11 protein-coding genes are annotated in these 14,917 nt (G+C 37.6%); all 11 read right to left on the reverse strand.

What is annotated here, in order from left to right:
* Positions 1-26: 26 nt before the first annotated feature.
* Positions 27-1,325 (reverse strand): serine hydrolase domain-containing protein, encoded by a 1,299-nt coding sequence (locus tag GM418_RS28895; protein WP_158871518.1) that lies wholly within the window; start codon positions 1,323-1,325, stop codon positions 27-29.
* A gap of 36 nt (positions 1,326-1,361) precedes the next feature.
* Positions 1,362-3,194, reverse strand: a complete 1,833-nt coding sequence (locus GM418_RS28900) for a hypothetical protein (RefSeq protein WP_158871520.1) — start codon at positions 3,192-3,194, stop codon at positions 1,362-1,364.
* On the reverse strand, positions 3,178-4,107 hold the full coding sequence (rbsK, locus tag GM418_RS28905; RefSeq protein ID WP_158871523.1) for a ribokinase: 930 nt from the start codon (positions 4,105-4,107) through the stop codon (positions 3,178-3,180). The genes GM418_RS28900 and rbsK overlap by 17 nt, the downstream gene beginning before the upstream one ends.
* A 21-nt stretch (positions 4,108-4,128) precedes the next feature.
* Positions 4,129-5,133, reverse strand: a complete 1,005-nt coding sequence (locus tag GM418_RS28910; RefSeq protein ID WP_158871525.1) for a GRP family sugar transporter — start codon at positions 5,131-5,133, stop codon at positions 4,129-4,131.
* Positions 5,134-5,288: 155 nt separating this feature from the next.
* A complete protein-coding gene (locus GM418_RS28915) occupies positions 5,289-6,467 on the reverse strand; it encodes a glycoside hydrolase family 88 protein (RefSeq protein WP_158871527.1) in 1,179 nt (392 codons plus the stop codon).
* 140 nt (positions 6,468-6,607) lie between these two features.
* Positions 6,608-8,113, reverse strand: a complete 1,506-nt coding sequence (locus GM418_RS28920) for a RagB/SusD family nutrient uptake outer membrane protein (protein ID WP_158871529.1) — start codon at positions 8,111-8,113, stop codon at positions 6,608-6,610.
* 22 nt (positions 8,114-8,135) lie between these two features.
* Positions 8,136-11,540: a TonB-dependent receptor gene (locus GM418_RS28925; protein ID WP_217447626.1), complete on the reverse strand. Its 3,405-nt coding sequence runs from the start codon at positions 11,538-11,540 to the stop codon at positions 8,136-8,138.
* A gap of 163 nt (positions 11,541-11,703) precedes the next feature.
* Entirely contained in the window at positions 11,704-12,768 is a 1,065-nt protein-coding gene (locus tag GM418_RS28930) for a FecR family protein (protein ID WP_158871531.1), read from the reverse strand.
* A gap of 51 nt (positions 12,769-12,819) precedes the next feature.
* Positions 12,820-13,407 carry an RNA polymerase sigma-70 factor gene (locus tag GM418_RS28935; protein ID WP_158871533.1) on the reverse strand — a complete coding sequence of 196 codons (588 nt, stop codon included), beginning with the start codon at positions 13,405-13,407 and terminating at the stop codon, positions 12,820-12,822.
* A 76-nt stretch (positions 13,408-13,483) separates the two neighbouring features.
* Positions 13,484-13,747: a site-specific integrase gene (locus GM418_RS32200; RefSeq protein WP_217447861.1), complete on the reverse strand. Its 264-nt coding sequence runs from the start codon at positions 13,745-13,747 to the stop codon at positions 13,484-13,486.
* 15 nt (positions 13,748-13,762) lie between these two features.
* Positions 13,763-14,716, reverse strand: a complete 954-nt coding sequence (locus GM418_RS28940) for a site-specific integrase (RefSeq protein WP_217447627.1) — start codon at positions 14,714-14,716, stop codon at positions 13,763-13,765.
* Positions 14,717-14,917: the final 201 nt, after the last annotated feature.

Consider the following 14,917-nt stretch of genomic DNA (forward strand, 5'->3'; position numbering starts at 1 on the left):
TGATTTGAGTTTCTTTTAATTCGCAGTTAATCATCCAAACATTGGAATACAAGTTGACGGAACTTCCACTCTGTTTCATCCTCGTTTGTATTCTGAGTTTGTTTCATAATAATTCCAATTATATTCTCTTTGGGATCAGCAAAATACTGCGTATTAAAGTAACCTCCCCAGCCAAAAGTTCCTTCACTCCCTTTGCCGCCTCTGTTTTCACTTAGCTTTGTTTCAACTGAAAATGCCAGCCCAAACACCGAACCAGGGTTGTCACCCCAGATGTTCCCAATTTGATTGCTAAGAATAACATCTACCGTTTTTCGGCTTAAAATTCTTACACCATTGTATTCTCCGCCATTCAGATACATTTGAAGGAAAGTAGCATAATCTTTGGCAGTACTCGATAAGCCCGCACCGCCTGAGAAAAATGTTTGTGCGCCTTTTGCGGGGTAATCAGTATCATAAAAGGTTACCGGGAATTTTTTCCATTTCCCTTCAACTTTATGTTGGACTGCTACCAACCGCTCCTCTTTTTCAGAAGGCAGGTAAAAATGGGTATCATTCATTCCCATTGGATCAAAAATGTGGGTCTTCAGGAATTCATCGAAAGGCATCCTTGAAACAACTTCAATAAAATAACCGAGTACATCCAGTCCTTCGCTGTATGTGTAATCCTCTCCAGGTTCATGATGAAGCGGCAGCTTTGCCAATTTTTTCACACTCTCTTTTATAGTGATATTCTGTGTGGTGAATAAATCAATAACACCCGCTCTTTGATAAATCATTTTCATCCGCTCATCCTTATCAATCATCCCATAACCAATTCCGGATGTGTGGGATAGTAATTGCCGGATAGTAATTTCAGATTTGGCTGATTGGGTTGTCCAGGTAGTATCACTATAATGAAATGATTTCAGAATCTGTGGATTTTTAAACTCAGGAATATATTTGGAAATAGGGTCATCCAACCGGAACTTTCCTTCTTCCCAAAGCATCATCACTGCGGTTGAGGTTATTGCCTTTGACTGAGATGCGATTCTGAAAATATCATCCCTTTTCAATTTTCTTCCTTTCGTATTGTCAGCCATTCCAAAAGCTTTCCATTGGACAATTTTCCCCTTGCGGGTTACCAGTGTAACCATCCCGGGAACTTCGCCTTGCTCAACAGCTTGTTGACACATTTTATCTATGCGGGATAAACGTTCAGAAGAAATTCCAACATTTTCTGGCAGAGTTTCTTCCAAAACAGGAGTCTTTTTTATTGATTTTGTCTGAGCTTCAAGGTTTATAAAACCTACTGTAAAAACAGCTAAAAAGATAAGTATTCGTTTCATTATTAAGATTGTTAGTTTTTCATTCTAAACCGTAAATCATAGTCTCATCAACCCAGTCAGCCAACCTGCACTGTGAGGAATCCAGTCCTCATCGGTAAACGAAAACGGACCATCATTTTTCTTTTCAGGCTTAATATCGTATTTAAATTGTTTCCCGGTTGAAAATCCGTTGCATATTACCCCACGGGTCTGAAACCATGTCCCTGCCCAACGTTTACCGGTTCCACAAATCATACTGGCTGGCAAAGCTATTCCTTCAGGAATATCAGTACTAAAAACTACACACCCCTGCCTAATATTTTTGGAAGTTATTCCCGCATTTAAGCCGGCTAACCATTGTAAATTGGAATAGGCTATCGTTTTCAGTTCAGGTTCTCTGAAGAGCTTATTTAATTCCAATGCAAGGGCTGCTGTGTAACCGTAAATAGCATTGGTTCCATGAAACGTTCCACAAAAACAGATTGCACCTTCGTCTCCGAATATTCCCTGTGGTACCAGATAAAACGGATTTTGTTTACATGCCGGGATAAGGTAGCCATAAGTAAAATCACGAAGTGTATTTTCCCATTTCTTTGCATCATCATGATCAGGATAGTCCTTCAGTAATTCAATTAATGGCAAAAGATAGTTGGGATAAATTCCTCCCATGTCTGTGCCGAATTCACTACCAACTATACCATGAGTCCAGGAGGGTTCGCTATGCTGCATGCTCTTGTATTCATAAAAATGCCCGTAAAAACCACTCTCTGAATTCTCTCTGGAACGTTGCCTGTCCATAACCTGTTTTGCATACCAAAAAGCAAGTTCTTCAGCACCAGGGCATTCGAATTTTCTCATTTCAAGGACTGCTCTGCACATTAACAATAAATCACGGGTAGGGTATTCATCTTTTGGGATTTTAGCGTCTTCGGCCAATCCACGCTGAATTCTGGCATAACCATAATCACCCATCGGCTTGGCCTTATCTAATAACCATTGAAAGGATAATCTGGCAACCTCTTCATATTTTTGTTTTTTCTCCCCGAATGAGTCTGACAGTAATTGTGTAGCTTTTGCCAAAGCAATGACGGCCTTCATGACATCCTGCGGAAGAATATCTTTTTCATGCCCCAATAAATCATGTGACATTGCCCCCGGCGGAAAGCCTAGTTCGCGGGCTTTTTCCTGTGTCATAACCAGGTAATCACATCCGACCATTATTTGGGTATATATCCGCTGGATAAATGATTGTTCAAAACGTTGCGGAGATATTTCCAGTAATTCTTCAAGGGCAATAATCATGGCACTTTGTGCTGGACTTTCCACCCAAAGTGTGCCTGCATCCTGCCAGCCTGCGCCAACTTTTGTAAAATGACGGCGGCGTTCAAGCATATCTACAGAAGACCATTCGATGGAGCTGTCCCAAAGAATATCTTTCTCAACCTTTAAGCCTGTATCACACCATAAAACATCGCCGCCGTTCCGGACCTCTACAGCCCATTCTCCTGATTCATCAATTTCTTTAAATTCAGCCACCCACCAATGGCTGCCCCACTTCTCTCCCCAGTAAATACATGGTGTTGTGTAATCTTTTTCTTTTGAAAATGGAATCAGTTTACATACAGAAGATTCCGGTAAATTGTTCTTCTCTGGAAGTTTTAGAATAACTCTTACTGGAAAACTGAATTCATAACCAACCTGCGAGAAAAGTAATCCTGCCTCCCCATTTTCATTAGTATAATTATTCCCTTTAAAAACCGGGAATGGCTCTTCCTTATTCCATCTTTGATTTTCTACCGTGCAAGATGATAAAGCTCCTGCTACAGTTGCTGCTGTTAAAACCCCTGTTTTAACAAACCTACGTCTGGAAATACTATTCCTGTTGCTCATGATTTAAAAATTTTTCGATTTCGTTTCGGGTGGGTGCAGATGGCTGTGCGCCCATTTTTGTTACACATAAAGCTGATGCTGCAGAAGCAAAAACCAACGCATCTTTCAGACTTTTCCCTTCCACTTGTGCAACTGCAAAACTTCCGCAAAAAACATCTCCCGCGGCTGTAGTATCAACTACATCTACATTGAATGCCGGGACATAAATCTTATCGATAAGAGACAAAGCAAATGAACCTCGTTTCCCTAAAGTAATGATTACTAATTTCGCCCCCATCCGAAGTAAATGCTGACCAGCTTTCTCCACTTCTTCGTTACTTTCAACAGGAAATCCACATAAAAACTCCGCTTCGGTTTCATTAACAATAAGAATTGCCGTTTCTCCAATATATGAAAGGTTAAATGAACGTGCCGGGGCAAAATTCCATAGAACCGGAATATTCTTTTCTTTCGCAATATCAAATACATATTTTATGGTCTGTTCAGGAATTTCGTACTGCATAAGAATCATTGCCGATTCTTCAATTACAGGCATTGCTTCATCAATTCTTGCTGGTATCAACCTGTAGTTGGCACCTGGAGCTACAGAAAGGTAATTGTTTCCCTGGTCACCTATCATTACCAGGGCATAACCGCTTGATATCCCTTCTTCCTGAAAAACAAACCTTATATCCAGTTCATCGGCTTTAAAATTCTTCAGCATCTGAGGGGTAAACGCATCATCGCCCACACAGTTAACAAACGCAACATTGCCTCCTGCCCTTACTGACCCAATTGCCTGGTTCGCTCCTTTTCCTCCGTAAGTCTGCAAAAATTCTGCATCGGCAATGGTTTCTCCAATCCTTGGCAAACGCTCCATTTTCATAATCATATCGACATTTGAACTGCCTATTACAACTATTTTATTTTTCACAACTTCTGAATTTTAAGCTGGTTAGTTCACCCGCGCCATGATAATCATTCCAAGACCTGCAATAAAAAGAATAAACATGGCGGCCAGGTATTTATTAACAGATTTGGGTGCTCCTGAAAACTCTTTAAACCAAAAAACTCCCCATGCTGCTCCTATCATTGTTGAACCCTGACCAAGCCCGTATGAAATAGCAGGACCTGCTTTTTCCGCTGCAATCAGGTTAAACAGAAATCCTATATTGAATATTATTCCCCCTAAAATCCCGATGGCATGTTGGCGTGTGGTCCCGTTTGTAAAATATTGCTTGTAGCTTACAGGAGTTCCGGTAATAGGTTTATACATAAAAAATGTATTCCAGACAAAATTGGAAAGGAACAGTCCAACGGAAAACACAAGAACAGCAGAATATGGAGTCAGTTTTCCCGGTTCGGGATGGGTAAAGTCCATGGTCATCCCTTCGGTTACAAAACGGTAAAAGAAAGACATTATAATTCCTGAAATAACCGAGAGAATAATTCCCCTGGTTGAAGCCTTCCCTTTTGAGGATTCTGCTTTTCGAGACGCGAGAGCATCAACGACCATTGCAATAACAACCAGTAAAACACCGGCAAACAAAAGGAGAAGATTACCGGTGGGTACCTTCAGGTAATTAAGCAATACGCCCAACACCAGTGCCAGCCCAACTGCAATTGGGAAAGCAACTGACAAACCGGCAATAGTAATTGCCGCAACAATCAACAGGTTGGAAAGGTTAAAAATTACACCCCCTATAAAAGTATAGGTTAAAGATGCGAAGTCAGCCTGCCGCAGGTCGGCAATAAAACTTCTGCCCTCTGTCCCAAAACTTCCCATGGTCAATCCAAACAGTAGCGCTGTCAGAATCAAACCAATAGAATAATCCCAGTAATACAACGGGAACTGCCATTTTGGGCTTGTGCACTTTGCTGAATTGGCCCAGGAGCCCCAGCACAACATTGTTATTAAACAAAATACTACGGCTAATTGGTAGGAATCAATTATAAACATTTGATATTATTTTTAAGTAACAATTACCAAGACAAAGTAACTTTTGCATTTAACTATTAAGGCCACAACCATAGAAGTGTAATGAAAAGCTGGAAAAATTACATGTTGTAAAATTTCACAAAATAGATTGGTTATAATTAGGTTCCGGTGTACAATCAATTACCCAGTTTGTACATTTCGCTTGCAGCAAGTAGAAACATACCTGTCACATATTCATGAGAATCATCCTGTATTACTTTGTATGGTGCGCCTGCAGATAATTGTCCCCATTGCACTTTACCTTCTTCGCTTACTACTGAAACAACTGCTGCCCACGATTTTTTGACAACAGGCAAGAATTCTTCGCGAGATAAAATCCCATTATTTATACCCCAGGCTATTCCATAAGTAAAAAAACTTGTACCACTACTTTCTTTTAAATTGTAATCGAGGGGATCATCCAGATTTGGTCGCCAAAACCCGTCTAGTTGCTGACGTTCCTTTAATTCGGTTGCCATAATTATATATAAGGCTTTATATCTTTCATAATTACCGTGATCCGATGGCATATATTTCAAGATCCTCGTTAATCCACCAAATGCCCAGCCATTTCCTCTTGACCAAAGCACTTTTTTGCCATTTTTTGTTTCCTGATAAATATAGGTAGTCCTTGCTTCGCCATGAGGTATTGAATCCGGGCGGATATATCTTTCTTCTATTATACCTTGGTACCCTTTCATGTATCTCGTATCTCGATAAAATAGACCGGCATCTTTATCAAATAAAGCACCATAAATATCCCAGAAACAAGCGTCCATCCAATCGAGATATTTTTCTTCACCGGTAATTTTATTCAACATCGCTAAGGCCGGGGGAGAAGTGTACAAACCATCAATGTATCGTAAACCGCTATTTTCATAATACCATTTTAATGGATCGGAAACAGGATTTATAACAGAAGGATCGGCGAGGTAATTGATGCTTGATTCGAGCATTTTGGGGTCTCCTTTTTCAAAATAACACTCCATCCATATTTGCCCCCTGATTAATGAATAAAAACTACTTCCGTAAATGCCTGATTCAGCATTAGGTACCTGCCATTTCATTTCATTACCCCAATAAATACATTTTTCCAGATAGTTATTATCTCGCGTTGATTGATAAACGGCCATTACCCCTGAATAATAGGTGCCTCTGACCCAGTTATCATTTGAAAAACGTGAAAGATGATTTGCTTGATAGTTACTTACTCTATCGCTAATTTCTTTAATATACTTTTTTGAATACATATTATCCTGGGCAAATACGAGATAGCCCAAACAAGACAATATAATTATCAACATTATTTGCTTCATATTTTTAATTGATAAAAGTTAGGCATGAGCTATTTAAAATAGTCTCAAAAAACTCCACAGACTTGCACTCTAATTACACTCATTTTCATACCGGAAGAAGAAATAAAAATACTTTTACCTTCTTCCAGTATATATTAATATTACCATCCAGTATTTTGAGAAAGATCCGGATTTAAATCTCTTTCTCGCTGTGGAACTGGGAATAGTGTTTTAAAATCTTTAACGTTGTTAGTGATAGTTGTTTTGAGAGGTTCTCCGGCCAATTGAGCTTCAACCTGTCCATGTTCTTTCATTCTCTCAACAAAATCCCCCCATCTCACTAAATCAAAGAAGCGGTTGCCTTCAAAAACGAATTCTAAGCGTCGCTCCAGTTTAATTTTCTCTCTCAATTCAGATTGGGATAACCCACTGTAATTATGTTCAGAATCATTAAATGCCCTTTCTCTTATACGATTAATATAAGGTAAAGCTTCATTTGTTTTACCTAATTCATTTAGTGCTTCAGCATACATTAGAATAGCATCTGAATATCTTAAAATATGGAAATTTACATCACAATTTCCGCAAATATTCTCACCTGTCTCAAAGTACTTATAAATTAAGGGTATGGAAGATGTGTAAACCTGACTATTTGTAGGACTTACATAATCGAGATTAAATGTTGCTGCCTTACGTTCGTCATAATCATCAAAAAGATTATATAATTCCTGCGTAGGGATATCTGATTCCCATGCACCTGATATCCCTGGAACACCACCACCTCCCGGAACTGAATACTTGGGTGCAATGGCATACATTATACCATTAGCATTACCGGGTGATTCCATGAATTGAACTGAAAACACCATTTCCATGCCATTTTCCGTAGCTATTTCCCAATTGTCTCTATAATTTTCATTCAGTCCATATCCATAAGCCGCTTCATTAGAAATTACTTCACTTAAAACATTTGCTGCATCTTGCCAATTTTCCCTGGTTAAGTATACTTTTGCTAATAAAATTTTTGCAGTACCCTCAGTAGCCTTTCCGATGTCTTTACTGGTATATTCTTTAGGAAGGTTGTTTGTTGCAAATGTGAGGTCTTCAATAATCTGACTGTAAACTTCTTCTTTTGGGGATCTGGTTGTATATGCGTCGTCCAATGATTCAAGTTTGGTAACTAAAGGAACATCGCCCCATAAACGTACGGCATTAAAGTAAAACAGTGCACGTAAAAATTTTGCTTCACCAAGAAACTGATTCTTTTTGGTTTCATCCATTGTTACATCAGGTATTGCATCAATTGCAGTATTGGCGCGCGTTATTCCATCGTATGTAACTTGCCAAACATTCCGAACAATAGGATTTTCTGTATTATACCTAAGGTATTCTAGATCCTGATTAGTTGAGGATGCCATCCCAATCCCATTCTTCATATCATCGGTGGTCAGATCTGTTAGCCAACTAAACTGAAGCTCGTAAGTTCCCTGCCAATCACCATACAGCCTTGCATAAATTGCATTGATTGCAGCTTCTGCATCTGTTTCACTACTATAGAAGTTTCCAACAACAAACCTATCTTCCGGATTTTCTTCCAACAAATTGCATGCAGATAGAATGCCTGCAATCAGGAAAAATAAATAATGAATTTTAAATATTTTTTTCATGATCATTCTTTTCAAATATTATTTATTGAATATCTATTTGTAACCCCAGCATAAGTGTTTTTGGTTGGGGATAAGTGTCAACATCTTCTCCAATCTCAAGGTTTGACGCTCCGCGAAAACTCACTTCCGGATCATACCCCGAATATTTTGTCCATGTGAAATAATTCTGAGCGGTGATATATGCTTTTAAGTTTCCAATGTGTTTTGACTTGAGCTTTGGGAATGTATATGCAAGAGAAACCGTCTTCAATTTCAGGTAAGAGCCATCTTCTACAAACAGGTCGCAAAAATAGAAGGATCTGTTTGTATTTGCCCTGGGATACTCACCCGAAGGATTCTCTGGAGTCCATCTATTTAAAAGTTCTTTGGACACATTTTGCCCTCCTGATGGAATACTTAAAACCGAATGATTATAGTTTACAATGTCGTTACCATATGACCATTGCAAAAATGCTGTTAATTCAAACCCTTTATAAGAAAAGTTGTTTGTCATTCCTCCTGTAAATTTAGGATTAGGATTACCAATAATCTGTCGGTCATAGGTTGCGTCAATAACACCATCAGGGACACCATCAGGTCCACTCAAATCTTTATATCTTCTGCCACCAGGCCAATTGGTTGGTCCACCACTTGGCCCCTGATTCACTTCCTGTTCATTTTGATAAATACCATCAGAAACATACCCATAAAAAACACTAATGGGTTCACCAAGTATTAAACGGTGAATGGAACCAGTTTTCCACGCTCCATCTCCAATTTGAGTATATTCTTCCCCTCCTAACTCAAGTACTTTATTTCGGTTAAAAGAAATATTGAAGGACGTTTCCCACTTGAATTCTCCACTGTTAATGTTTACACTTTCGACGGCAAATTCATACCCTTTATTCTGGATACTTCCAATGTTTTGAATAGATGTACTAAATCCACTAACAAACGGAACATTCACTGAATAAATTAAATCGGTTGTTTTTTTGAAATAATAATCAGCGGTGATTCTCAGCCTGTTATTGATAAATCCAACATCTATTCCTAAATCAAACTGCGCTGTTTTTTCCCACTTCAAATCAGGATTAGGAATTTTATTTGGCATAAAACCTGTCACTAATGAATTTCCGATCGTATAAGTAGTATTCCCCAAAGTTTGCAAGGAGTTGTACAGACCTATTTCCTGATTTCCAGTATATCCAAAACTGGTCCTGAGTTTTAGATTTGAGAAAACATCTAAATCTTTAACAAACGATTCTTCACTAGCTCTCCATGCAAATGAGGTTGATGGGAAAAAGGCATATTTATTATTCTCTCCAAATCTGGAGGAACCATCAATACGTGCATTTACTGAGAATAGATACTTATTCAGCAAGCTATAATTCATTCTTCCTAAATAAGAAACTAATCCCCATTCGCTGGCGTCTGAATTAGGAGCATTATAAACCGCACCACTTTCCAAACTATTCTCCTCTAAAACATTATTAACAAAATCTTGAGAAGAACCGCTCACTCCTTCATACCAGTTTTTTTGAAATGTGACGCCTAATAAGGCATTTATAGAATGAATTTCATTAAAAACGTTCTCGTATGTTAACGTATTTTCATTTAATACATTAGTAGACAAACCACTAGAAACAGAAGCTTTTGCTACACCATTGCTTTCATAAAGTATTGAGGGGGTAAAATTATTTTCTTTTATGTTTGATATATCAGTACCTAAACTTACCCTTGCCGATAGCCCCTCAAATAATTCCAATTCGGCATAAAAGTCTCCAAGAAATCTGGTATGGATTGTCTCTAGTACTCTTTCTCTGGCAGTAGCAACCGGGTTAGATATTGTAAGTCCTGGTGTATTTACCTGGGTGTATTCACCAAGCTCTTTATTTGCGTAAACAGGCTGTACCGGATTAAACATCAGGGCCGCGCTAACAATTCCTTGTTCTGAACCTGTTGAAGTTGGAACAGCATTATTTTCTATTCTGGTTATTGTTGAGTGAGTGCCAACTTTAAAGTTATCCCAAATATTTCGATCGAAATTAAGACGACTGGTATACCGCTTCATCCTGGAGTTGATAATAATTCCTTCCTGATCAAAATAACTACCTGTAATTGCGTACCTCATTTTATTATCACCTCCTGAAATGGATAAATAATAATTTTGAATTGGTGCATCTCTGTATATTTCATCTTGCCAATCAGTTCCTTTGGGATTTGCTTTCAATTCGGCCATTTTTGTTTCATCGTATATAGGAGAATAACCGTCTGTAGTAAATGCTTCATTAACTAAAGTAGCATATTCAAATGCATTCATTACTTCTATTTTTTTAGGTAATGACTGAATTCCATAATAACTGTTAAAGGTAATTCTATCCCGTCCTTCTTTCCCACTTTTTGTGGTAATCAGGACGACACCATTTGCAGCCCTTGCTCCATATATAGCGGTAGCTGAAGCATCCTTTAAAATTTCTACACTTTCAATATCATTTGGATTAAGCGTAGCCAAGCCACTAATCTTTGCATTTCCACCAGTGTTACCAAATCCTGCCCCACTATATACAGGAAAGCCATCAATGACATATAGAGGTTCATTTCCGCCTTGCAAAGAACTTGTCCCCCTGATACGAATTGAAGCGACCGAACCAGGTGCCCCTGATGTTTGCGTGACCATGACGCCAGATGCCCTCCCTATTAACCCCTGATCTATTGACTGAACCGGAGCACCAATGACATCATCAATATTTACTGAAGAAACAGATCCTGTTAGATCACTTTTTTTAATAGTCCCGTAACCAATAGCAACAACTTCCTCTATATCAAGAGCTTCTTCTTCCATTGTCACGTTAACATTTGTTTTTACAGAAACATCCATCTCTTTTGTTTTCATTCCCACAAAAGAAAAAATGAGTACAGCATCATTAGGAACGTTTGATAATGAATATTCGCCATCTGCATTGGTAACAGTACCGTTAGATGTCTCCTTAACAACGACAGTAACACCGGGCAGCGGTGAGCCTGAAGAATCTGTTACTTTACCGTAGACTGTCTTCACCTGTTCAGCATCAGCAAATTTGGTATCGATAAGCCCGATCTGACGGTCGCTGATGCGGTAAGTTATCTTAGTATCTTCGAAAAGTTGATCGAGGATACTGGTTATCGTCCGATTTTCACAATTGATGCTTCTCCTTTGATTTACATCGATCTTTGAAGCATCGAACATAAAATAAAATTCGGATTGCTCTTCTATCTTATCAAGAATGTCAATGATCTTTTCATTCTTAAAATTCAAGCTTAACCGTTTACTTTGTGCATAACTGTCGACCGCAAACGTTTGGGTTATTGTAATCAGAATTAATAATATAGCAATCCTCATTCTTTTCAACAATTTGGATTTCCAGATTATAAATGCACCGGAAATCAATTCACAATAAATTTTTTTCATAAATTTGTTTTGATTTGGATTATTAAAATTCAAGTTGTTTATGCCTTTAAAGTTGACTACCGCGAGGCATTAAAAATGTAAGAGGGAGATGTTAGCTGCATCTCCTTTTTACTTGTTTAGTTCATTCATATCATAAGCATCGGTTTTTTAGTTAGATAATTTTTTATTTATTTGAAATGATAATTTCGGGTTTAGCTTCTTCTTCGTAATTATGTATTATTTTACAATTGACGTGGCAAACAGCTCCGATAAGCCTGAATATTTCTTCGTAGCTTTCGTTTTGAATTGTCCCGGAAAAGATGGAATTGTATACTTCTGTGTCGGCAACTTCAATGTCAATATTGTACCATTTTTTTAGTTTTTCAACTACATTTTTCATTGGTTCGTTGCGGAATATAAGTTTACCGTCTTTCCAGGAAGAGTAAATGGATGCATCGACATGACCTATGTTCAATGACTTAGCTGCTATATTGTAATTTGCCCTCTCTCCGGGTTTCATGCTATACTTAAAGGACTCAAAGCCTTCGTGTGTAAGTTCTACTTTGCCAGATTCAAGCACAACAGCAATCTCATCGTTTTCAGGATATGCATCTACATCGAATTTCGTACCAAGTACGGTTATCATGAGACCATGCGCGTGTACTGAAAATGGGTAATTCTCTTTGTGGTAAACCTGAAAAAATGCCTGTCCGTTGAGTGTAACTTTCCTGTTCTCTCCCGAAAAAGTGTTGGGATAAGAAAGCGTCGTGCCTGAATTTAACCAAACTATTGAACTATCGGGTAAAACGACCTTAGACCGTTGACCGTTTTCGGTTACTACAGAAGTATACAAAATTTCTTCTGTGTTTTCTGGAATATTATTTTGATCTTGCTTATTTAAATAAAATATTGTTGTCAGACTAATAAGGATGATTATACCAGCAGCATATTTAAGAACTGTATGCAAAGCCGGAATCCTATTTCTTTTTTTCCCTGAAATCTCGGCTTTAATTTTCAGAAATAAATTCTCTTCATCAAAATCACTTAATTGTTTACTACTTGAAGATAAGATTGCCCATGCAATTTTCACCTTTCTGAAAATTTCAATGTTTCCTTTATTATCATTGATTTCAGAAAGTACTTTTTCTTTTTTCTCCTTAGTTAAATTGCCTGTAACCAGCTTTAATATGTCTTCGAAGTTCTCCATGTTATAAATAATGCACGAATAAGCATTTATACGTAGTCGCACACTACATTTTTTTTATGCAAGTATATTTATCCTGTTTTAATATACTGATTTTTAGAGCACAAACAGGTATGCGACTAAAGGCAAGTAATCTTTCAGGGCTATTTTGAATGCTTTTAATCCTTTAGAAATATGTGCCTCCACTGTCCTGACAGAAATGTTGAGTTCTTGCGCAATTTCCTTGTTTTTCATTTCCTGAAGCCTGCTTAGTTCGAAAACTTTTCTGCACTGGGGAGGCAGGATGCTTAATGTTTCCTGTATAATTTGTTCAATTTCCTGAAATGCAAATGCGGATGTATCGACGGTTGTTAATGCATCAGTATTTAAATTAAGCTCACTGACATCCATCGCATTCGAGAACAATTTTTGCCTGTATTTTTTGTCACGTAACCTGTATAAAGCATTGTTTTTGGCTCCCGTAAAGAGGTAAGAAGCCAGGTTAGTATCATCTTTCAAATCCTTACGTCTATTCCATAGTGTTACAAAAGTATCCTGAACAATATTTTCAGCAGCGTCTCTAAAGGGAATGAATTCAAAAACGAAATAATACAACTTTGATGAATAATTATTATAAATAATCCTAAAAGCAGCTTCATCACTGTCTCTTAACTTTTCAAAAAGTTGTTGTTCTTTTTCGTTCATGGATTTTTGGTTAGTCTGAGACAAAGCTATAAAAAAATAATTATTCAAAGTGTGATAGAAAAATCAGGCGGGTACCTTACTTTATAAACTTTTGTTTAAGTCCATTCATATCCTCACTAATCTTTTTCTCCAGAACCTTGGCATAAATTTGTGTTGTTGTCAACTTTGAATGCCCTAACATTTTGCTGACGGATTCTATTGGTACACCGTTATTTAAAGTCACTGTTGTTGCAAATGTATGGCGGGCTAAATGAAAAGTCAGGTGTTTTTTAATCGTACAAATATCAGCAATCTCCTTCAGATATGCATTCAGGTTCTGGTTGGATATTAACGGAAAGATTGTCCCTCTTGAGACCTATTTAGGATGCTTCCTGTATTCTTCAATAATTACATTTGCTTTTGGCAACAAAGGAACCGGTACAGGGTTATCCGTTTTTTTCCGTTGCGTAAAAATCCATGGTTCACCATCAATCCCGGGCTGTAAATTTGCCGGGGAAAGACGCATTACATCTCCATAAGTAAGTCCTGTATAACAACTAAAAACAAACAAATCACGCACATATCTTAATCTTTGAATTTCTAAATCTTTATTTTCAAGCTTTTGAAGTTCTTCTCCTGTTAAACATTCACGATTGACTTTCTTGAATTTTAACCGGTAGGAAGCAAAAGGATTTTTAATTATCCATTCCATTTTAACGGCAAGGGTTATGACCTTACGTAAACGTTCCAGATGCTTCATAACTCCATTATTCCCTAACGGTTTGTGATGGTCCAGAGGTTGGTAATTGCGTAAAAAGTTTTCGAACTCACTGATAAACCGGTAATTTAAAAGAGTAAGTGGAATATCCTTTCTCTTTAAATGAGCTTCCAGAAATAAAACCATGTATTTTTTTGTTGTAAAATAGTTTTTCAAAGTTCCCCACTTTAAAATTTTTTGCATTTGATCATTATGGTAATCAAATAAGTCTAACAGCGAATAACCGGAATCATCCAATCCTAAAAAACGGTTTTTAACTGCAGCAGGGGTTATTTCCTCATTTTCGATCACCAAATCCTGGTAATGTTCAACTAATATTGTTCGAACCTGTTCAAGAAATGAGTTCAGGTTTTTGTATTCGTCCTTCCACGATTTGACTCTTCCTTTTCGACTGTCCCAATCCCTGACCGGGATCGATTTTTTGACAGATACCTCACAACGTTGTCTATTTACTGAGATTCTTGCAAATATCGGGGCATTCCCGTTTTTTGCCTTTTCTTTTCGGATAACAAAATGGACACCAAATGTTGCTGTAAGTGTTTTTCTTTTCATATCAAATTAAAATAAACCATTAAGAAGGTCACCATATAGGTCACCTGAAAAGTTCCATTTCAATTCAAATTAAATCAAATGAAACTAAATAATAATCGTCTGTAACATCAGCATTAACTGGGTGTACAGAATAAAAGGTGACCTAAATCTAATAAAATATTCAGGTCACCTTATAGTTCACGTGAGAACTGGTTTTTAATG

Origin of the sequence: Maribellus comscasis (assembly GCF_009762775.1) — a bacterium.
In the GTDB taxonomy this organism is placed as follows: Bacteria; Bacteroidota; Bacteroidia; order Bacteroidales; family Prolixibacteraceae; genus Draconibacterium; species Draconibacterium comscasis.